This is a genomic window from Pseudomonas sp. 31-12 (assembly GCF_003151075.1).
GTDB lineage: Bacteria > Pseudomonadota > Gammaproteobacteria > Pseudomonadales > Pseudomonadaceae > Aquipseudomonas.
Map to the genome: position 1 here is coordinate 3,033,488 of NZ_CP029482.1, position 19,157 is coordinate 3,052,644.

The 19,157-nt window shown below is 58.2% G+C and carries 19 protein-coding genes and 3 pseudogenes; 6 read left to right on the forward strand and 16 right to left on the reverse strand.

Annotated features, from left to right (window positions below):
- The first annotated feature begins 74 nt into the window (after positions 1 to 74).
- Positions 75 to 782: a response regulator gene (locus DJ564_RS14295; protein ID WP_109630372.1), complete on the forward strand. Its 708-nt coding sequence runs from the start codon at positions 75 to 77 to the stop codon at positions 780 to 782.
- On the forward strand, positions 783 to 2,069 hold the full coding sequence (locus DJ564_RS14300; RefSeq protein WP_109630375.1) for an ATP-binding protein: 1,287 nt from the start codon (positions 783 to 785) through the stop codon (positions 2,067 to 2,069).
- A 134-nt stretch (positions 2,070 to 2,203) separates the two neighbouring features.
- Here DJ564_RS14300 and DJ564_RS14305 read toward each other — a convergent pair whose 3' ends face one another.
- The 3 genes from DJ564_RS14305 to DJ564_RS14315 all read right to left on the reverse strand — a co-directional run bounded on the left by DJ564_RS14305 (position 2,204) and on the right by DJ564_RS14315 (position 4,034).
- Positions 2,204 to 2,992 (reverse strand): MipA/OmpV family protein, encoded by a 789-nt coding sequence (locus DJ564_RS14305; RefSeq protein WP_109630378.1) that lies wholly within the window; start codon positions 2,990 to 2,992, stop codon positions 2,204 to 2,206.
- Between the two features lie 102 nt (positions 2,993 to 3,094).
- Entirely contained in the window at positions 3,095 to 3,583 is a 489-nt protein-coding gene (locus DJ564_RS14310) for a GFA family protein (protein WP_109630380.1), read from the reverse strand.
- Between the two features lie 46 nt (positions 3,584 to 3,629).
- Positions 3,630 to 4,034 carry a PaaI family thioesterase gene (locus DJ564_RS14315; RefSeq protein ID WP_109630383.1) on the reverse strand — a complete coding sequence of 135 codons (405 nt, stop codon included), beginning with the start codon at positions 4,032 to 4,034 and terminating at the stop codon, positions 3,630 to 3,632.
- 260 nt (positions 4,035 to 4,294) lie between these two features.
- On the opposite strand from DJ564_RS14315, the gene DJ564_RS14320 reads away from it, so the two are divergent.
- The 3 genes from DJ564_RS14320 to DJ564_RS14330 all read left to right on the forward strand — a co-directional run bounded on the left by DJ564_RS14320 (position 4,295) and on the right by DJ564_RS14330 (position 7,504).
- The gene (locus DJ564_RS14320) at positions 4,295 to 5,179 is read left to right on the forward strand and encodes a LysR substrate-binding domain-containing protein (RefSeq protein ID WP_109636032.1); all 885 of its coding nucleotides are present in this window, start codon (positions 4,295 to 4,297) and stop codon (positions 5,177 to 5,179) included.
- A 100-nt stretch (positions 5,180 to 5,279) separates the two neighbouring features.
- Entirely contained in the window at positions 5,280 to 6,404 is a 1,125-nt protein-coding gene (aguA, locus tag DJ564_RS14325; RefSeq protein ID WP_109630386.1) for an agmatine deiminase, read from the forward strand.
- A 2-nt stretch (positions 6,405 to 6,406) separates the two neighbouring features.
- On the forward strand, positions 6,407 to 7,504 hold the full coding sequence (locus DJ564_RS14330; RefSeq protein ID WP_109630390.1) for an extracellular solute-binding protein: 1,098 nt from the start codon (positions 6,407 to 6,409) through the stop codon (positions 7,502 to 7,504).
- 125 nt (positions 7,505 to 7,629) lie between these two features.
- On the opposite strand, the gene DJ564_RS14335 is transcribed toward DJ564_RS14330, so the two are convergent.
- The 13 genes and pseudogenes from DJ564_RS14335 to DJ564_RS32395 all read right to left on the reverse strand — a co-directional run.
- Positions 7,630 to 8,247: a DNA-3-methyladenine glycosylase gene (locus DJ564_RS14335; RefSeq protein WP_109630393.1), complete on the reverse strand. Its 618-nt coding sequence runs from the start codon at positions 8,245 to 8,247 to the stop codon at positions 7,630 to 7,632.
- Between the two features lie 5 nt (positions 8,248 to 8,252).
- A complete protein-coding gene (locus tag DJ564_RS14340; RefSeq protein WP_109630396.1) occupies positions 8,253 to 9,056 on the reverse strand; it encodes an isocitrate lyase/phosphoenolpyruvate mutase family protein in 804 nt (267 codons plus the stop codon).
- A 41-nt stretch (positions 9,057 to 9,097) separates the two neighbouring features.
- Positions 9,098 to 10,180 carry a bifunctional transcriptional activator/DNA repair enzyme AdaA gene (locus DJ564_RS14345; RefSeq protein ID WP_109630399.1) on the reverse strand — a complete coding sequence of 361 codons (1,083 nt, stop codon included), beginning with the start codon at positions 10,178 to 10,180 and terminating at the stop codon, positions 9,098 to 9,100.
- Between the two features lie 64 nt (positions 10,181 to 10,244).
- A complete protein-coding gene (gene arsH, locus DJ564_RS14350; protein ID WP_109630402.1) occupies positions 10,245 to 10,934 on the reverse strand; it encodes an arsenical resistance protein ArsH in 690 nt (229 codons plus the stop codon).
- On the reverse strand, positions 10,934 to 11,389 hold the full coding sequence (locus DJ564_RS14355; protein ID WP_256597504.1) for an arsenate reductase ArsC: 456 nt from the start codon (positions 11,387 to 11,389) through the stop codon (positions 10,934 to 10,936). The genes arsH and DJ564_RS14355 overlap by 1 nt, the downstream gene beginning before the upstream one ends.
- A gap of 119 nt (positions 11,390 to 11,508) precedes the next feature.
- Positions 11,509 to 11,640: pseudogene (locus DJ564_RS14360) on the reverse strand (LysE family translocator); the annotation flags it as partial.
- Positions 11,641 to 11,989: 349 nt separating this feature from the next.
- Complete coding sequence (locus DJ564_RS14365) at positions 11,990 to 12,298, reverse strand: hypothetical protein (protein WP_109630409.1); 309 nt, start codon at positions 12,296 to 12,298, stop codon at positions 11,990 to 11,992.
- Positions 12,299 to 12,423: 125 nt separating this feature from the next.
- Positions 12,424 to 12,867: a hypothetical protein gene (locus DJ564_RS32795; RefSeq protein WP_371922067.1), complete on the reverse strand. Its 444-nt coding sequence runs from the start codon at positions 12,865 to 12,867 to the stop codon at positions 12,424 to 12,426.
- Between the two features lie 212 nt (positions 12,868 to 13,079).
- Positions 13,080 to 13,388 (reverse strand): hypothetical protein, encoded by a 309-nt coding sequence (locus tag DJ564_RS14375; protein WP_109630412.1) that lies wholly within the window; start codon positions 13,386 to 13,388, stop codon positions 13,080 to 13,082.
- 325 nt (positions 13,389 to 13,713) lie between these two features.
- A pseudogene (locus DJ564_RS14380) lies at positions 13,714 to 13,845 on the reverse strand (hypothetical protein); the annotation flags it as partial.
- A 295-nt stretch (positions 13,846 to 14,140) separates the two neighbouring features.
- Positions 14,141 to 14,569 (reverse strand): SMI1/KNR4 family protein, encoded by a 429-nt coding sequence (locus tag DJ564_RS14385; RefSeq protein WP_109630417.1) that lies wholly within the window; start codon positions 14,567 to 14,569, stop codon positions 14,141 to 14,143.
- Between the two features lie 193 nt (positions 14,570 to 14,762).
- Complete coding sequence (locus DJ564_RS14390) at positions 14,763 to 15,197, reverse strand: SMI1/KNR4 family protein (protein WP_109630420.1); 435 nt, start codon at positions 15,195 to 15,197, stop codon at positions 14,763 to 14,765.
- Positions 15,194 to 18,364, reverse strand: a pseudogene (locus DJ564_RS32395) (RHS repeat-associated core domain-containing protein); the annotation flags it as partial. The pseudogene DJ564_RS32395 and the gene DJ564_RS14390, both read right to left, overlap by 4 nt.
- A gap of 122 nt (positions 18,365 to 18,486) precedes the next feature.
- Here DJ564_RS32395 and DJ564_RS14405 point away from each other — a divergent pair.
- Positions 18,487 to 19,122: a CerR family C-terminal domain-containing protein gene (locus DJ564_RS14405; RefSeq protein ID WP_256597505.1), complete on the forward strand. Its 636-nt coding sequence runs from the start codon at positions 18,487 to 18,489 to the stop codon at positions 19,120 to 19,122.
- Positions 19,123 to 19,157: the final 35 nt, after the last annotated feature.

Consider the following 19,157-nt stretch of genomic DNA (forward strand, 5'->3'; position numbering starts at 1 on the left):
CCGTCATCACCGTCCTGTCACCGATTGGCGCCATAATGCCGCCCACTTCACACAAGGGGCAGCAGACGGTCGTTATGGATAACCTGGGTTTTGGCAAAGTATTGCTGGTGGAAGACGATGAGAAGCTCGCCGGGTTGATCGCGCATTTTCTGTCCCAACATGGCTTTGAGGTCCGCCAAGTGCACCGCGGTGACCTCGCGCTGGCCGCCTTCCTCGAATTCAAACCGAAAGTTGTCGTGCTCGACCTGATGCTGCCGGGGCAGAGCGGGCTGCACGTGTGCCGCGCGATCCGCAGCGTGTCCGATACGCCGATCGTCATTCTAACGGCCAAGGAAGACGATCTCGATCACATCCTCGGCCTTGAGTCTGGCGCCGACGACTATGTGATCAAACCGATCAAGCCGCCGGTGCTGCTGGCCCGCCTGCGTGCCTTGCAACGCCGTCAGACCCCGGACAGCAACGTGTGCAATGCCCTGGAGTTCGGCAACCTGAACATCGACCGCAGCTGCCGCGAAGTGCGGCTGGCGGGCGAGGTCATTGACATGACCACCATGGAATTCGAACTGCTGTGGTTGCTGGCCAGCGCAGCCGGCAAGACACTGTCTCGCGATGACATCCTCAACCGCATGCGCGGGATTGCCTTCGACGGTCTCAACCGCAGTGTCGACGTCTACATCAGCAAATTGCGCGGCAAGCTCAAGGACAACCCGCGCGAACCAGTGTGCATCAAGACCATCTGGGGCAAGGGTTACCTGTTCAATCCGTTTGCGTGGGAGCTGTAAATGCTGCGGTTATTTCTTGGGCTGTTTCTGGTGATGACCGTTGGCCTGGTCCTGGGGCTGCAAACCGTCGAGCGCACGTTCGATGCGCTGCTCGACGGTCAGATGCAGAGCTACAACCGCGAGGCGGTGCGTGGCCAGGCCTGGTCGCTGGCCGAGCAGTTGCGCGATCTGGACGGTTCGGACCGGGAGCAACAACTGGAAGCGGTGCGCCCCCACTATGGCTTGGGCCTGACGTTGGTCGAGAGCAGTCAACTGGCCCTGACCGATCAGGAGAAAGCCGAGTTGGCCCTGGGGCTGCTGGTGATTCGCGACAAGTACACGCAGTTCATCTCGCGCATTGACGAAGGTTCTCAGTTGCTCAGCATCAAGCTGCCGGCCGAGCCCAGCCTGATGCCGTTCTACATTGCCGCGGCGTACCTGATGATCGCGGTGATGATCGGTTTTGTGTTGATGTTCTGGGTTCGTCCGCACTGGCTCGACCTGGAGAAACTGCGCCTGGCGGCCGAACGTTTTGGTGATAACGACCTGTCGTCGCGGATTCAGCTGTCCAAGCGCTCGAACATTCGTGACCTCTCCGAGCACTTCAACCTGATGGCGGCGCGCATCGAAGGCTTGATCGCCAACCAGCGCGAGCTGACCAACGCGGTGTCCCATGAATTGCGTACGCCGATTGCCCGGTTGTCGTTTGAACTGGACCAACTCAAACAACAACCCGATCCAACCCAGAACCGCGAACTGATTGCCGACATGTACGCCGACCTTGGTGAGCTGGAAGAAATGGTCTCCGAGCTGCTGACCTATGCCAGCCTTGAACGCGGTGCCACGGTCATCACCCGGGAAAACATCCAGGCCAACAGTTGGCTGGACAGCGTGGTCGGCAGTGTGGCCCTGGAGGCCGAGGCCGCCGGGGTTCAGTTGTTGATCGTCGAGTGTCAGGTCGATGAGGTGCGCATCGAGCCGCGTTTCATGGCCCGCGCGGTGATCAACCTGCTGCGCAATGCCATTCGTTACGCCGATGAGCGAGTTGAAGTGTCGTTGGTCCGTACCGGTGATCACTACGAAGTGCGGGTCAACGATGATGGCCCCGGCGTGCCGGTGGACGGACGCGAGAAAATCTTCGAACCGTTCTCCCGCCTGGACGCCAGCCGTGATCGCCGCACGGGCGGGTTTGGTTTGGGGTTGGCATTGGTGCGGCGGGTGTCGCAATCCCATGGCGGGCAAGTGGAAGTGGCGGATTCACCGTGGGGCGGGGCGTCGTTTCGCATGACCTGGGCGCATCTGGATTAATGATGTGGTTCTTGCGGGCCCTATCGCGGGCAAGCCACGCTCCCACAGGATCGAGTCGTCCACAAATTATGCGAACGACTCGGTCCTGTGGGAGCGGGCTTGCCCGCGAAGAGGTCATCAGCAACACCGCATTATCAGAAGGTGTACACAAACTGCCCAGCCAAAGAGGTCTGCAGCCTGCGCTCAACAATCGGACTGTCCGCCGCATCACCCGCCAGATACTGCACCGCCAGCACCGTCGAAACACTCCACTGATCATCGATCGGCAATGACCAGCTCAACTCCGCCCCGCGACTCACCAGCCCACCATGAGTGTCATGCGCCCTGAACTGACTGCGTGAAGCCTGCGCCGCACTGACGCCATACCAGGTGCGCACGTAATTACCATCACCAAACTGACTGTTCAGGCTGCCCACGACCTTGCCATAGTCGCCCTCATAAAACGGCGCGCTGATGCTCAGCTTCAGGCGATTCCAGGACGAGCCGGTGTCGTGATCGTCATCGTCCTTTTCCAGCGCATGTTCAAAACTGGCACCGAGAATGATCGGGCCCATATTGTAAGTCCCGTCCAGCCCCAGCGCCGGCCGCGACTTGATCGAGCCCATGCCGTTAAGCTCATCCGAGCCTTTGAATCCGGTCTTGCGATCCTTGCGCACATCGCTCGCGCCGATGTACACGCTCAGACCGAAGTCTTCTTCATCAAACACCCAGCCCAATCCCTTTTCCGTGCCCAGAAAGACTCCATACGGGCTGACCACCTTGGCGCCCAGCAGCGGCGCCACCACGCGCTCATCGCTGCCGCTGTAACGCGGCACGCTGGCGGCACCGGCGCGCAAGGTGTAGCGCCAGTCTTCGGCGTGTAATGAATCGGCGGGAAACAGCAGGCAAAGCGAAGGCAACGACAGACACAGCGAACGTAGCATGGGAACACCCGAGGGGAGGTTGGATGCGCCCATGCTAGGCGGCTGCCGGCCGGCAATCTTTGAGAGCTTTGTCGGGAAACTGTCAAAGACTGTGAAGCAGCTTCAGCGGCTCAAACCCAGGCGTTCATGCCAGTCGGCAATGGACTCTTCGGGATAGACGTCGAACTGCTTGTCCCCGGGACGCATGCTGACTTCCACCCACGGCGCCTTTGAGTCGAGCAACAAGTGCGTGTGTTCCGGCGGCACCGGCAGCGGGGTGTCGATGGCCGATGCAAACGGGTGAATCAGCTCCGGCCATTCGGGGCTATACACCCACAGGCACGAGCCGCAGACCGAGCAGAAATGCCGGCCGAGGTTGCTGCGGTGAGCGCGCTTGTCGCCTTCGTTTTTCAGTTGCGCATGGTAGACCGCGACGTGCTTGCGTCCGCGAACCTTCAGGCTGGCGGCATCACCGGCAATATTGATCGAGTAACCGCCACCGCCCTGGGTCTTGCGGCAGATCGAGCAGTAGCAACGCTGATACGGGTAGGGGTGGGCGCTGGTCAAACGGAACGACACAGCGCCGCAATGGCAGGAACCTTCGAGCTGCATGGGAACCTCCGACGAGGGTTGGGTTTACCCAAGACAGCCTAGACCGTCAGCGAGCTTCGACCGGCACCAGAATCGCATCGCCGGTCGCCACCAGTTTCAACTGGTCACCGGTTTGCGCGAACAGCTCGGCGCGGGCGAACACCTGCTTCTTGCCGGCCTTCACCACGCGGCCCCTAGCGATGAACACTTCACCGACGGCGGGTGCCAGGCAGTTGACCGAAAAGTGCGAGGCCAGCACGTTGCCGGCGACCGTCCCGGCGGCGAATCCGCAGGCCGTGTCGAGCAGCGCGCCGATCAGCCCGGCGTGCAGGAAACCGGCGTATTGCGCCATGTCGGCTTCGCGAAAGGCCAGGGTCAGTTCGGCTTCGCCGCTTGCGGCTGCGGTCACTTCGAAGCCGGCCCAGCGGTTGAAGGCTGAGGTTGAGTTAATCTGTTTGAGTGCGTTGAGCATGACGAATCCCTCCGGTTGAGACACCAACATGCGCCGGGTTTTGGGGGATGTCATGGTGGATAAGGGTGGGTGATGAGCTGTTGGATTTGTGGTGAATGTGCCGGCCCCATCGCGAGCAGGCTCGCTCCCACAGTTGATCTGTGTCGTTCACAAATCCCCTGTGGGAGCGGGCTTGCCCGCGATGAACGATAACGCGGTCCCGCTGGACGGCCACCCATGGCCAAGGCAGCATGGTCGCCTTCATCACCGGGGCTGAATTCATGCGACGACTGCCTTCCTTAGCAGCACTCAGAACCTTCGAATGCGCCGCCCGTCACGCCCATTTCGGCCGGGCCGCCGCCGAGTTGTGCGTCACCGACAGTGCCGTCAGCCATCAGATCCGCCAGCTCGAAGAGCACCTGGGCGTTTCGCTGTTCATCCGCGAGGGCCGACAAATACGCCCGACCATGGCCGCGGGCCGGTTGATGCAAAGCCTGCAGCAAGCTTTCGAACTGATCGGCGAAGCCTGCGATGAATTGCGTGACCCGTCATCGCTGGCGGTATTGCGCCTGGCGGTCACCGCCGAGCTCGCGCAAAAGTGGCTGATGAGTCGCCTCACGGACTTCTACGCGCGCTACCCGCACATCACGCTGCACCTTTACGAACAACCGATCGACGCCACGGCGCCGGGGGAAGACATCGACCTGGCGATCACCTACGGCACGGGCCCGGTCGACAGCAGCGCGTACTTCGTCCGGCCTTTACCGGCGCTGCAATTCTTCCCGGTGTGCAGCCCCGGCCTGTTCAACCAGGGCACGTTGAAAACCCCAAAGGACCTGGCGCGCCACTGCTTGCTCCACGACGATCAGGACGGCAAGACCTGGACCGCATGGCTCACCAGCCATGCCGGTGATCAGCGGCCCCAGCGGCAACTGTATTTCGCCCATGCCGGCCTGGCACTGGAAGCGGCGGTGCAAGGGCAGGGCGTGGCCATGGGCGACAATCTGACGGCTCAGGAAGACCTGCTCAGCGGTCGGCTGGTCCGGCCCTTCACCGCCAGCATGACCGCGCTCGGACAATACGCGCTGGTGTGTGAGCGGGTGCGCCTGGAGCGTCCGGCCGTGGCGCAGATGCTGGAATGGTTCAACGATCAGCTGATCGATTGATGAGTTGAATTCAAGTATTCCGAAATAATCATCGTTGGCGAGGAGGGCGCCGACGACCTTAGCCTGTGGTCATTCCAATTCCCGCTGATGAGGTCTGACCATGGCACGTTTGCTCGATTCCACCCCGAAACTCGACGGCTTCCGCCTGCCTGGCGAATTCGAAACCAAGGCTGGTTGCTGGCTCGGCTGGCCGGAGCGCACCGACGTCTGGCGCAACGGCGCCAAGCCTGCTCAGAAAGTCTGGGTGCAAATCGTCACCGCCATTGCCCAGAGCGAACCGGTGACGGTGTGTGCTTCCGCCGCACAATTCGCCACCGCTCGCCGCCAGTTGCCGCCTCAGGTTCGCGTGGTGGAAATGACCTGCAATGACACCTGGTTCCGCGACAGTGGCCCGTGTTTTGTGGTCAACGACGACAGCGGTGAAGTGCGTGGCGTCGACTTCGAGTTCAACGCCTATGGCGGTCTCGACGGTGGCTTGTACTACCCGTGGGACAAGGACGATCAGATCGCCAGCAAAATCCTCGAAATCGAACGCTTCGACCGTTACCGCGCACCGTTGATTGCCGAATTGGGCGGGATCCAGAGTGACGGCCAGGGCAGCATTCTCACCACCGAACAGTGCCTGCTCAACCGCAATCGCAACCAGCATCTGGGCAAGGAAGAAGTCACCCGCCGCCTGACCGATTACCTCGGCGCCGAGCAAATCATCTGGCTGCCACGAGGTTGCAAGTTCGACGAAACCGACGGCCACGTCGACGACCTCGCGTGCTTCGTGCGTCCCGGTGAAGTGGTGCTGCAATGGACCGATAATTGCGATGACCCGCAGTGGGAAATCTACCAAGAGGCCTACGACATTCTGCGCAGCACCCGCGACAGCCGTGGCCGCGAGTTGACCGTGCACAAATTGCCGCAACCGGATGTGCTGGAATGGACCGCTGAAGAGGCCGAAGGCCTGGACCAGCAGGACAGCACCCATACCCGTCAGGCCGGGACCCAGATCTGTGCGTCGTACATCAATTACTACGCCGGCAACACTTCAATCGTGGTGCCGCTGTTTGGTGATCGCCACGATCAGGCGGCGCAAGCGACGCTGGCTGAGTTGTTCCCGAAACACAAAATTGTCGGCATCGAAAACTCTCGGGAAATCCTCCTCGGCGGTGGCAATGTCGCGTGCATCACCATGCCGCAGTACGCGGCGCCTGCCCGCAACAAACAGGGAGCGTAATCATGGGCCTGCACAAACTGACTCAAGCGTTACTGCTGGTGCTTGCACCCTGGTGTGTGCAGGCCGCCGACACCGCGAAACCGGTGGTGAACCTGTACATCTGGGGCGAGTACCTGGCCCCGGATACCCTGACCCATTTCGAGAAGAAAACCGGCATCCATGTGGTGGTCGATCACTTCGACTCCCTGGAAACGGCGGAGACCAAACTGCTGACCGGTCACAGTGGTTATGACCTGGTGCTGACGGCGGGGCAACACCTGTCCCGGGCGATCCAGAGCGGCGCGATTCAAACATTGAACCTGCAACAATTGCCGCACTTTGCCGGCGTCGGGGAAGAGTTCCGCCAACACATGGCGGCGTTCGATCCGGGCAATCGTTACGCCGGGATCTACGCTTGGGGCACCACCGGGGTCGGCTATCAGGAAGAGGCGATCAAACAGCGCTTGCCAGACGCGCCACGGGACAGTTGGGCGATGCTGTTCGACCCGGCGGTGGTATCGAAATTTGCCGATTGCGGGGTCAGTCTGCTCAACGATCCCAACGAGGTATTTGCCGCGGTCATGAAGTACATGGGGCTGGACATCAACCGCCAGAACCTTGATGACCTGAAGTTGGCCGAGCAACAACTGGCGAAGATCCGGCCGTACATCCGCTACTTCGACAATGACCTGAACATCAGCGACCTGGCCAATGGCAACACCTGCGTGGCGATGTCGTGGAACGGCAACGTCGCCATCGCCGCCGGTCAGGCCGAGGCGGCGAACAAACCGTTCAAGCTCAGTTACCGGATACCGAAGGAGGGCACGTTGATCTGGTTTGACGCCATGGTCATTCCCAAGGATGCACCGCACCCCGAGGCCGGGCTGGCGTTGATGGATTACCTGATGACCCCCGAGGTGATTGCGCCGATCACCGACACCATTCACTACGCCAATGCGATCACGGCGGCGGACGGGTTGATCGATCCGGCGATCCGCAATGATCCGGGGACGTACCCGTCGGCGCAGGTGCGGGCTTCGTTGTATAGCAAGAATGACAATGGCAAGGCGTTCAACCGCGCGCTGATTCGGGCGTTTACTCGGTTGAAATCCGGGTTGTGATTGGCTTTGAGTGATGGGGTGAGTGTGAAATCGCCATCGCGAGCAGGCTCGCTCCCACAGGGGTTTTGTGAACACTCGAGCTCCAGTGTGGGAGCCAGCCTGTTGGCGATGAACGATGACGCGGTCTACTTGCCGGTCATCCGCCACAAATACCAGGAAGCCACCGTCCGATACGGGCTCCACGCCAAGCCGATCTCAACCATCTGTTTGCGCGTCGGCTGCACTTCCAGCCCCTTCAGCCGCCGATACCCCTCACGCACCCCGAAGTCATCCGCCGGCAAAATATCCGGGCGCTCCAGGCTGTAAATCAGCAGCATTTCGACCGTCCAGCGCCCAACCCCGCGCAAGGTGATCAACCGCTCAATCAGCGCCTCATCGTCCATCGCCAAAGCCGTTGCGTAATCTGGCACCACACCGTCCAAAGACGCCTGCGCAATCCCCTGAATGGTCGCAATCTTGCCCCCGGAAAACCCGCAACTGCGCAACTGATCAAACCCTGTCGCCAGAATCTGTTCCGGCCTTGGAAACGCCGTCGACGGATACAACGCCAGCAGCCGACCGACGATCGCATCCCCCGCCTTGGCGTGCAGTTGCTGATAGGCAATCGCCCGCACCAGCGACTCATACGGATCGCGAGCCGCGTGGGGTTGGTGCAGGCACGGTCCGATAGCGGCGATGTGGCGCCGCCAGTCTTCATCGATCGATGACAGAAACTTAGTCGCAGGCAGATAGGGATCGGGCATGGTGATCAAGTATTCCCGGCCGTTTTGAGCAGGGCGTTGATTTCCCCGTACGTGAAGGCCTTAAGGTCACTGCTATCCAGTTTGCCCGTCTCCAGAAACCCTTTGGCCAAGGACGCCATGGCGCCATACAGAAACTCGGCGATGCCCGAACCGGCACTCAGGCGCCGCACGCCGAGGGCTTGCAGCGCTTCAGGCGACGGCAAACCCGGCAGCCCGAGTACGTTGACCGGCAGTGTCGTGCCCTGGCACAGCGCCTTGATTTCGTACTCCGCCGTGACGCCCGCCGCAAACAGCCCGTCAGCACCCGACGCCTGATACAACGCGGCGCGCTTGAGCGTTTCGGCGACGCGATCTTCGGCAGGCACCAAACCCCTGAGGTACACGTCGGTGCGGGCATTGATGAACAGCTTCACCTTGCGCCGATTGGCAACCTCGCGGGCGACTTCGATCTTGCGTGCCAGCAACTCCGGCGCAGAGGCACCGTCCTCGATATTGATCCCGACCGCACCGGCCGCGATCACTGCGTCGACGACTTCGGCCACCCGCGCCAGGTCATCGGAATAACCGGCCTCGATGTCGATAGACAACGGCACCGAAATCACCCGGGCGATGGATTCAACGGTAGATATCAGGCGTTCAAGCGGCAGGGCATTGCCGTCCGCATACCCATGCGCCCAGGCCACCGCCGCGCTGCTGGTGGCCACGGCTTTGCAGCCCAGTTGCTCGACGATGCGCGCCCCGGTGGCATCGGCAACGTTGGTGAGGATCAGCAGGCCGTCGTGGTGCAGTTGATGAAATTGCGTGTCCATCGATTGTCCTTCCTTATGACTTTTTGCAGAAAACCAGGGGATCAGAAAGCGAGTTGTTCGGTCACCTGCACGGCGGCTTTTTCCAGCCTGAGCAAAAACGCCTTGCGCGGTTGTCCTCCACCATAGCCCGTCAACGAGCCGTCTGCACCGATCACCCGGTGGCAGGGCAACACAATCGAAAGCCGGTTGTGCCCGTTGGCCAGGCCCACGGCGCGACTGGCGCCGGGTTTGCCCAACGTCGCGGCAATGGCGCCGTAAGTGCTGGTTTTTCCGTACGGAATCTTCGCCAGTTCGGCCCAGACCTGCCGCGCGAATTCGCTGCCGGGCAAGTGCAGCGGCACGGTGAACTCGGTGAGTTTGCCGGCGAAATACTGCGCAAGTTCCGCTTCAATCTGCTGCAAATGGGCGTTGTGCCCCGGCGCCACGGCATAGCCATAACGGTTCTGCAGTTCTTCGACTTCCCGGGTCAGCGCCGGTCGATCGAGGAACTCCAGCAGCACCAGCCCACGGCGTTCGGCCATGGCGATCATCGGCCCCAGCGGCGTGGTCAGGCGCGTGAACAGCAGCGGCTCACTGTTGGCCGCACGGCCCGGCGTGATGTGGAAGGATTTTTGAAACGCATCGCGAAAACCGCTCAGGGATTCGTAGCCCGAGTCGAACGCCGCGTTGTCGATGGAATCGCCCTGTTTGATACCGCCCAACGCCATGCCCAGGCGCCGGGTGCGCAGCCAGGCGTGGAAGGTCATGCCGAAATGCTGCTTGAACCAGCGGCGCAGTTTCAGCGGTTCAATGCCCTCGGCGACGAGTTGGGCATCGGTCCAGCGCATCTCGGGATCGGCGTCCACCGACTTGAGCAGCGCCTGCACCCAGTCCGGCGCAATGGCGGCAGCGTCCAGCGGCTTGCAGCGCAGACACGCGCGATAACCCGCCGACATGCACTCATCGGCATGGGCGAAGAACTCGACGTTCTCCGGCTTGGGTTTACGCGCCGTGCAACTGGGGCGGCAGAAGATCCCGGTGGTCTTCACGGCAGTAAAGAACACCCCCTCGTAGGCGGTGTCTCGTTCGAGCATGGCGCGAACCATCTCGGCGTGGGGCGGCAGCACAGCGTTTTGTAGGTTCATGAGCTGAGCATAAGACGCGATGAGCCACGCCTCCACCGGAAAATCGACAGAGAATTCCGCGGCCTCAGATCGAGCGTTGATTGACTCGCTTCGACAGCTCCTCAGCGCTCTCTTTGCGTTCCGAATAACGGTCCACCAAAAACTCCTCGCGGCCACGCACCAGCACGGTGAACTTCATCAGTTCTTCCATCACATCCACCACGCGGTCGTAGTACGCCGAAGGCTTCATCCGGCCAGCCTCGTCGAATTCCATGAAAGCCTTGGGCACCGACGATTGATTAGGGATGGTCAACATCCGCATCCAGCGGCCCAGCACGCGCAGTTGATTGACCGTGTTGAACGACTGGGAACCGCCACAGACCTGCATCACCGCCAGGGTTTTGCCTTGGGTCGGACGAACCGCGCCCATCGTCAGCGGGATCCAGTCGATTTGCGCCTTGAACACCGCCGACATCGAACCGTGGCGTTCCGGCGAACACCAGACCTGGCCTTCGGACCAGAGCACCAGATCGCGCAGTTGCTGAACTTTGGGATGGTCGCTGGGCGCATCGTCAGGAAGGGGAAGACCGGAAGGATCGAAAATCACCGTTTCGGCCCCCAGCAGACGCAGAATTCGCGCGGCTTCCTCAGTCAACAAGCGACTGAACGAGCGCTCGCGCGTGGAACCGTAGAGCAGCAGGATGCGCGGTTTGTGGGTGCTTTCGGTTGAAAGCGTCAGCAGGTCAAGATCGAGATTGGGCAGGTCGTCGTTCATCACAGGGCTCCGATGCGGTCCAGTTCGGTTTTCAGTTCGGCGTCCGAAAGGTTTTTCAGGTCCAGCGCGAAGAAGGCTGCAAACCGTTGCTTGATCGTCTCGACGGTGCTGTCGAACGCAGCCTGAATCTCCTGCTCGTTGCCATGCACCTCCGACGGATCGGCCAGTCCCCAGTGGCTTTTGATCGCTGGACCGAAATACACCGGGCACGCTTCCCCGGCGGCTTTGTCGCACACGGTGATGACGATATCGGGCGGAGAGTCGGCGAACACCGAAGAGTCTTTGCTGTAGAGGCCTTCGGTCGAGACGCCGAGGTTGTGCAGTGTTTGCACGGCTTGGGGATTGAGCCGGCCACTGGGGAAACTGCCAGAACTCACTGCCTCAAAACCTTCGGGCGCCAAATGATTGAACAGCGCTTCGCTCAACACGCTGCGGCAGCTGTTGGCGGTGCACATGAAAAGAACTTTGGTGGGAGAGGGGAGTGGGCTCATCGCTGAAGGCTCGCATATATGGATATCCGAATATACGGATGCTTACCCGGGTTGCCAACTCCCTTTTACGAGCCGTTACCTGCGGCGTAGGCGCTGATGGCGATCCATTCCAGCATCAGGAACAACGCGCCGAGCAGTGCAAATTGCGGTGTCATCGAGCGGGTCGGGTCGACGGACTGGGGCAGGAATGCGGTGAAAATCAGGATCGCCTTGGGGATGCAGGGGCCTAGTTTGATGCCTCCATGCCCGGAGGGGCTGTTTTCGGCCAAAAGCAGGCATTAGACGCGTGTACGAACCCAGCGGCTATTCACTGCTCTAAATCCCGCTGTCTGCCGAAGACGTTCACGGCGCCGACGCCCTATTGCATCGGTCTCGCTGATCCCGTCTCGCACCACCCCGAAAGCATGTGAGGTCAGGGTGCGGGGGCTGCCGGTTGTTGATTCCGTACGTCGCACTATCCGGCCATCGACGTCAAGGCCTCCCCAAGGGCGGCCCTGGCTACAGGTAAACTCGAGGCGTAAAAAAGCCCGCGTTGAGCGGGCATCGGAAATCATCCGAACTAATTCAGGCACCTGATTCAGGGTCACTCGCAGGCATACCGCGAGCTTCCTTATCGTTTTCGTCCTGATCGTCCATCTGTGGGTCGGCGTCAGGGTTATCGACTCGACCGCTCTGTCCAGCTTCTGGATGCTCACACGACACCGAGTTATTTGCATCCACGTCAGTCATGTCTTCGTCGACAGGAGCCTCGTCGTCTGGAGGCAGCGGAACTTCGGGCTCGTCCCTCTTGGGGTCATGGCCGGTTTCGTTGTCCGTCGTGCGCGTTTCGGGCTGCTGTGATTTGTTGCCAGGTGCGTTCTCGTCAATGTCCATGCTGAACCTCCGTACTCATGCGCGGGATGTCCGTGCTTGAACATGAGAAACGGCAAAGCGTTACAAGTGCAGCGCAGTGGACGAACGGAGAAGAAAAACCCGGCTCACTGGCCGGGCTTTCTCTCCTATCTCCTATCGTCTGAAAGCGGTGTCTGTTCATCCGCCTCTGGGGTAGTCCTCTCACCAGGATCTTTCCAGTCTTCTGGACGATCATCGCTTGGATTTTTCAACGGATCGTATTTGTTCGGATCGTCTGGATCTAGCGTCGGCTCATCTGAACCTGGCTCAGGCTTGGATGGAACAGAACCTTGTGTTTGGTTTTGAAAACTCGAATCGGTAGACATACCCACCTCACCAATAAGGTCCAGCTTTTCTGGGCCGTAATAGTTTGAATTTGGCAGGTGAAAAGTGTGCGACTGAGCAGATGAGCGGGCAGTAAAAAGCCCAGCGGGCGGCTGGGCTTTTGGAGTTGCACGGACTTGCCCCCCCATCTGCATCACAACTGACCAGTCATTTGCAGCCGACTTGACCAGCGCACGTGGGAATGACGACCGGCAGAGAACGGCCAATTGCTGCCTGTCGAAGCCCTGATATGAGGCTGCTGACTTGTAAAGTAGAACACATTAGAAATGCATTTTTAGCTAATCGATACTGAGTGCGCTCACAAACGAGGCAATGTAGGAGTGAAGCAAAGCGCAGGGACTAAAAAGCACAACGGTTAGCTTCTTTACTTGATGAAGTTGGGGCACAGAAAACGTGATCTGTCCCCATTTACCCCTGTTCAGTACTCAAAATCGGTAGAAACCTCAAAATCGCGGTCAAATTTCATAACAAAGCAACGCCATCTACCGCCCGTATGCTGAAACATGTGCTCGTTCAACTTCGAAACCAACGCCGACACACCCACCTCACACGAATCGGATAAAAAATCCGAATGCCGAACTCCATTTTTAGAGTATGAAAAACTGGACTCAACCCAACCCTCATCTAAATCCAGCTCAGCTTTATAAACAATTTCTTCACAAGCGTTCGGCGCCTCTTCATAAATGAGGGCGGCCAAGGAATTTAAAATCTCCAACTGTTCTTTCATTTAATTAACCACCCTTCTGGTTTAGAAAGCGCTTAGTTTTCGCTTCGCCGTCGATTGTGTACTTTACAACAATGGAGTCAGGTCTGGCAGAGCTGTCGTACAGGTTGTTATGGGCCGGAAGCTGTCATCCACGTATGGCTGCTATGGGTCCAGGCCGTGTGAAAACGCGCTGAATACGTCGAATACTGAGAGTCGCGAGGATTGCCTGTGGAATAAGCGGGCGGAAGCGCGAATTACCTTAGTCAGCTACATAGATGTTTGTAATGCCGATTGGGCCGCGTCAGCGGCCCAATCGGCTACTAACGGGCGAGCCAAGCGGCTGGGTTCACGCCCTGATCGCCTCAAGCAGTCCTGCGATGCCGAAGATGCTCATCATTCGTTTGAGGTTGTAGGCGAGCACATGAAGGCTCATCTCGGTGCTCACTTTCGGCAGGGTTTTGGTCAGGAAGTGGGTACTTTGTTGCCGCTGACCGAAAACTGCTCCAGTAAAGGCTGTTCCGCCGACTGAAAACTGACCCAAGTGTTCGATTGCGCCAATTCAGCTTTCGAGAAGTAGGGCACGAGGCATAAAAATTTCGCTCAACAACCCACTCTAGATCAAATTGCAATCGGCAGGGTGGATCAGCTTTTGATCGGCATCAACAGAATGAGTGATCTCAGCGTTTTGGATCGACTCGCCACTTTCAAAATCGGCGGTGGTCGAAGTCAGCCAGAACAAATGACTACTTCAGACCATCCCTAAACGCCGCTCTCTAATCACTCCATGAACATACAAACTCATCAAAGTTTGAGGCAACAAAGAAGGCTTCACCTGAACTCGGATCAAAAATCTCAACAGCAATGGAGGACGTTTTGAAATTCAGGCAAACCAAGTAGCCACCTGCCTCTCTTGCTACAGGGACCATTTCTTGAGGAAGCCCAGGAGGTTTTCCTGCCCCTAAGTACCATGAGATGGTATACGGAGTCACATCAGGCGAGAACGAAAAGAATTCGCTTATACAAGTCCCTTTGTCGCCATATGAAAATGAAGATATTTCCGGTATGGCTTCATCAGAGTATTTGACTAGATCCAAAAATGAACTTGGGAAAGCTACTCCAAGTAGTTTTTGTACTTGGGAAATCGTATGGCAATCAACTGAGGATGCTGGATCAATCCCGAAAGAATTCCAGTCGAATTTCATATACGGCTCCCGCGCAGTTAATAAATCTGCTCCCCCTTTTCTTGGAGACGGTGGGAGCGTGCAAGTTTATGGGAGCCTATCGTTTCGGCGGGGCAATTTCCGAACCTTGTCTAGATGCATTCCCATTCAGCAAGCAAAAAGGGAACGGGGTTGTTTTCGTGAGTGTATATAAAATACAACTGTCCTATTTTCTTTATTCTGCTGGCGAAAGGTACCACCTGATAAACTCAAAAAATCCACTCCATTTTGGAGGGATCAGGCCAGATACGAAGTCTTCTTGCTGAGCTAAGTCGAAGTCCCAAACGCCACCACTATTTTTGTCCAGCAAGTAACCTCCCTCACCTTGCAAGGAGGTGAAGCCTATGTAATTTTCTGGTAGCTCCCACATGTCGTGAATGAACTCGGTACCCATCAAGATCTGCTCTGTAGGCTCGGATACGTCACAAATGTACTCATCAGATACAGAGCTCTTAAAATTAGCAGGTAGGTAATTTATATAAATACTACCGAACTCGCTGTCTGGAGAGACTCCTAGTTTTTCAAGGGCGCTTATAGCCAAGTCCTTGTCGGTTCTATGTATGCTGTCTGGCTGCTGTTCTATCAGGCTAACTAAGTCTTTGGGTATCATTTTTTTACCTCGGCTGCACGATCCCTCCAATATTGAGGAACCTCTTTGTCAAATAGCTCTCTGTCTACAGGTGCGTCAGGGTTTTTATTTCTTCCATAAGGGTGAATTGCTTTGCCTCCCTTGTCTTTCTTCGTCTGAAGGTGAGTCTTTCGGCTCAGTTCGAAGAGGGGGCCTTTACCATTTTGTCTAGAGTGGTGAAGTTGCAATTGCTCCGGCACACCGTCTTTCATCACAAATGGAGACCCACCTTCCTTAGCTCGTTGATAATTTGACTTTCCTCCTACTTCCATGTCCCAGTCAATGTCTTGCTGGAAGACCTTATATTCATTACCAGTTCCTTTGCCTCGGGCTTTCCATGTTGTCTCTTTTTTAAAGAACTTTGGATTCTTACCGTTCTCAGGCCCCGGGGCATCCGGTGCACCTTCATTTACCTTAGCGCCAGTTTCAGGAGACTCAAGTCTTGATGGAGGCTTACACCCATCCGCTCCCGGACAGTTATCCAACCCCAATGGATCCACCCACCCCGTAGGGTTAGGCACGTACTGGTAGTTGTTCAACCCGCCTGCAAGCTTGATCGGATCCGGCGTCAGATACCGTCCAGTGCCAGGATTGTAGTAGCGATGCCGGTTGTAATGTAAGCCCGTTTCCGCATCGAAGTACTGACCCTGGAAGCGCAGCGGGTTGTCGATTTCCGCAACGTCGAGAGTGGCGAGGTTGCCATACGCGCGGTATTTCGCCGACCACATGATTTCGCCGCTGTAGTCGGTGAGTTCCTGTGGGGTGCCGAGGTGGTCGAGTTGGTAGTAGAACGGCTCGGCTTTGAGTGGGCCTTCACCGTCGAGCATCGCCAAAGGTCTGAAGCTACCCGGCTCGTAGATGTAGCTGCGATAACGGTTGTCGGCGCTTTCGGCGATGAGGCGTTCGCCTTGCCACAGGAACTCTGTGGTTTGACCGTCGACGGTTTTGGCGATACGGCGGCCGAAGGCGTCGTACTTGTAGCTTGCGATGCTGCCGCTGGGGAGGCTGACACCGATGAGGCGGTGTTGGCAGTCGTAGCGGTATTCGGTGACGAGCTTTTGCCCGGTTCCGCGGCGCTCACGGCTCAAATTGCCATAGGCGTCGTAGTCGTAATGGCGATCGCCCTGCATCAGCAGGCGGTTGCCTTTGACGTTGGCAAGGTTCGCGGTCGTCTGGTCGCCTTGGCCGAGCAGGTTGCCTGCTGGGTCGTGGGCAAAACTTTCCGGTGTCGTGCCGCGTACGTTGATCAGTCGGTCGAGCGGGTCGTAGCGGTAGCTGCGACTGCCTTTACGGCTGTCATCAATGCCGGATAGGTTACCGTTGGCATCGTAAGCGTAGCGACGCTGAAACAGATTGCGATCCTGCTGGCTAACGCTGTGAGCTTGGAGGCGGCCTTGTTCGTCGTATTGGTATTGGCTGAGCAACAGACCCTGTTGACGCTGCTGTTCGCGACCTGCGCTGAACTGGTGGGCGGTCAGGCGTGAACCGTTGAGGTCGATGCTGCTCAGTTGACCGCCTCGTTGGTGGTGATAATCAAGCTTGCTGCCGTCCGGGAGGCGACAGTGCTTCAGTTGGCCTACGGTGTCGTACTCGTAACGCAGCGTGCCCCAACCTTGGTGCTCGGTGATCAGGCGGTCTTGCAGGTCGTATTCGTAGGCCAGCGGCCAGTTTCCGTCATCGACGTTCACCAGGCGCCCGAGGGCGTCGTAGCTGTAGTGAATTTCCTCGCCATCGGCCAGGGTTTTCACCAGCAGGCGGCCAGCGGCATCGCGCTGGTACTCGGTAATCAGTTCGTTACCGTCGTCGCCGAACTCGGTTTTCTTCAGCAACTGACCATTAAGGTCGTATTCATAAGCGGTACGACGACCGTCGAAGCCGGTTTCCTGCTGGATCAGGCCGTTCGGGTAGTAGTCGAGGTGATACTGCTCGCCACGTTCGTTTTCGATGTCGCTGAGCAACAGGCGCGCATTGTCGTAGCGGTAGCGCAGTTGGCTGCCGTCCGGGTTGATGCGGCGGCTGACCAAGTGCAGGTTATCGGCATATTCGTAGCGGGTGACTCGGCCCAGTTCATCGCGTTCGGCGGTGACGCGGCCGTATGGGTTGTAAGTGAACGCGCGCGTAGCGCCACCGGGCAGGGTGATTTGCGCGAGCCGGTTGGCAGCATCCCATTGGTATTGGGTGATTGCGCCGCTTTCGTCTTGACGGGTGATCTGTCGGCCCAACGCGTCGTAGCGGTACTTGCGCTGACCACCGTCCGGCAGTTGCTCTTCGAGCAGTTGCCCGAGGTTGTTCCAGCCCAGTTGATGACGACTTCCATCTGGATGACGGATTTCTAGAAGACGGCCCTGGCGGTCATAGTTGTAGTGGGTTGAATTACCGTCCGGGTCAATTTGTTCGGTGATATCGCCTTGGTCGTTGCGCCAATATATCCACTTCGCCGGGCCACGATTCACCACACGAACGTAGCCATGGTAGTACTCGTAGGAGGTTGGGGCGTCTTCTGGTGGAATGACCGCGACCAGCCGGCCTGCTTGGTTGTATTGGTATTCGGTAACGGCGCCGAGTGGATCTTTCTCGGCGATCAAGCGACCCTTGTCGTCGTAGGCCTTGAGGTGTTCCGCGCCGTCCGGGTCGACCTTGGCAACCAGTCGTGCCTTATCGTCGTGGGTGTAGACCTCTTCGCTGCCGTCAGCATTGGTAACCGTGACGCTGCCTTTGTCATCCCAGGCGTAATGCGCGTCCATTTGCGAGAAGCTTGCCCAGTGATGGATGCAGCGCGCCGATTTACCTTCTCTTTCCCATTCCCAGTAGAAACTGGCGCCACCGGCGAGTTGCCGCTCAAGAATGACGTTCTGGTCGTTGTAGGCATAACGCTCGGCTTCGCCGGCAGCGTTTTTGGCTTCGATCAGGCGGTGTTGGGCGTCGTAACTGTAGGTGACCAGGGTCTGGATGGTGCTCCACGCGTCTTCCAGATTGTCAGCCGGGATGAACTGCTGGTAGTCGATGGCGACGATGTGCTTGCGGTCGTATCGCACGAGGAGGGCCCGACCGGCGCCGTTATCGACGCGTTTGATTCGCCCGTGAATGTCACGGGTGATGTGCAGGCGATTGCCGTAGTTGTCGCTGATGGCGATCAGCGTGGCGCCCTTCAACTGTTATAAAATTTCTTTTCTTCCGAGTAGAACAATTGAGCTCGATACTCAGAGGTGCCCTGCATCGGCATCCAGATGGCGCGGGATACGCACGCGGTGAAGATACCCGTGCTCGAATCGTGGCTGCAGCGCTGAAGCTGTTCGGCGAGCGGGGTTTCGAGGCTGCATCAACCCGCGATATTGCAGCCGCTGCTGGCGTAAATGCCCCTGCGTTGAGGTACTACTTCGATAACAAGGAAGGTGTGTACCTTGCGTGCGCGGAGCACATTGCTTCTCACGTGTGGGAGTACATGTCGCAGGTGGTCGCTGATGCCGAGCAGGTGCTCGCGGAGAATGAGAGTCACGATGCCCTAATCGATGCCTTCTGTGCGATACAAGGGCGTGTCGTGGACTTCATGTTCAAGTCGCAAGACTCCTTGGAATGGCAGCTATTCATTGCCCACGGGCAAGGCGGCCAGGGGCCTGCGGCCGGTTTTCACATCATCAATAATCGCCTCAATGAGCCAATTTCTTCCGTGACAACCGCAATTGTTGGGCGTTTGCTGGGGCGAGCGGCCAGCGATGATGAAACGCGGATCAGATCAATGGCGTTGAGCGGCCAACTGGCAGTCTTTCAGATGATGCGCCGTACTGCTCTCACCTCACTGAATTGGGATAAGGTTGATGCGGAGCGGCTTGAACTAATAAAGCGTGTGGTTATCGATCACACCCGCGCGGTTCTGCACGCCATGATCATTGGACGTAGTCCGACATAACCGTAGCTGCCCGACCTACGCCCCTTTCCAATCCC

What these genes read in the sequence shown, in the direction of transcription:
- DJ564_RS14295 (WP_109630372.1), top strand. Translation starts at nt 75, where the DNA reads ATGGATAACCTGGGTTTTGGCAAAGTATTGCTGGTGGAAGACGATGAG.
- DJ564_RS14300 (WP_109630375.1), top strand. Translation starts at nt 783, where the DNA reads ATGCTGCGGTTATTTCTTGGGCTGTTTCTGGTGATGACCGTTGGCCTG.
- DJ564_RS14305 (WP_109630378.1), bottom strand. Translation starts at nt 2,992, where the DNA reads ATGCTACGTTCGCTGTGTCTGTCGTTGCCTTCGCTTTGCCTGCTGTTT.
- DJ564_RS14310 (WP_109630380.1), bottom strand. Translation starts at nt 3,583, where the DNA reads ATGCAGCTCGAAGGTTCCTGCCATTGCGGCGCTGTGTCGTTCCGTTTG.
- DJ564_RS14315 (WP_109630383.1), bottom strand. Translation starts at nt 4,034, where the DNA reads ATGCTCAACGCACTCAAACAGATTAACTCAACCTCAGCCTTCAACCGC.
- DJ564_RS14320 (WP_109636032.1), top strand. Translation starts at nt 4,295, where the DNA reads ATGCGACGACTGCCTTCCTTAGCAGCACTCAGAACCTTCGAATGCGCC.
- aguA (WP_109630386.1), top strand. Translation starts at nt 5,280, where the DNA reads ATGGCACGTTTGCTCGATTCCACCCCGAAACTCGACGGCTTCCGCCTG.
- DJ564_RS14330 (WP_109630390.1), top strand. Translation starts at nt 6,407, where the DNA reads ATGGGCCTGCACAAACTGACTCAAGCGTTACTGCTGGTGCTTGCACCC.
- DJ564_RS14335 (WP_109630393.1), bottom strand. Translation starts at nt 8,247, where the DNA reads ATGCCCGATCCCTATCTGCCTGCGACTAAGTTTCTGTCATCGATCGAT.
- DJ564_RS14340 (WP_109630396.1), bottom strand. Translation starts at nt 9,056, where the DNA reads ATGGACACGCAATTTCATCAACTGCACCACGACGGCCTGCTGATCCTC.
- DJ564_RS14345 (WP_109630399.1), bottom strand. Translation starts at nt 10,180, where the DNA reads ATGAACCTACAAAACGCTGTGCTGCCGCCCCACGCCGAGATGGTTCGC.
- arsH (WP_109630402.1), bottom strand. Translation starts at nt 10,934, where the DNA reads ATGAACGACGACCTGCCCAATCTCGATCTTGACCTGCTGACGCTTTCA.
- DJ564_RS14355 (WP_256597504.1), bottom strand. Translation starts at nt 11,389, where the DNA reads ATGTGCACCGCCAACAGCTGCCGCAGCGTGTTGAGCGAAGCGCTGTTC.
- DJ564_RS14365 (WP_109630409.1), bottom strand. Translation starts at nt 12,298, where the DNA reads ATGGACATTGACGAGAACGCACCTGGCAACAAATCACAGCAGCCCGAA.
- DJ564_RS14375 (WP_109630412.1), bottom strand. Translation starts at nt 13,388, where the DNA reads ATGAAAGAACAGTTGGAGATTTTAAATTCCTTGGCCGCCCTCATTTAT.
- DJ564_RS14385 (WP_109630417.1), bottom strand. Translation starts at nt 14,569, where the DNA reads ATGAAATTCGACTGGAATTCTTTCGGGATTGATCCAGCATCCTCAGTT.
- DJ564_RS14390 (WP_109630420.1), bottom strand. Translation starts at nt 15,197, where the DNA reads ATGATACCCAAAGACTTAGTTAGCCTGATAGAACAGCAGCCAGACAGC.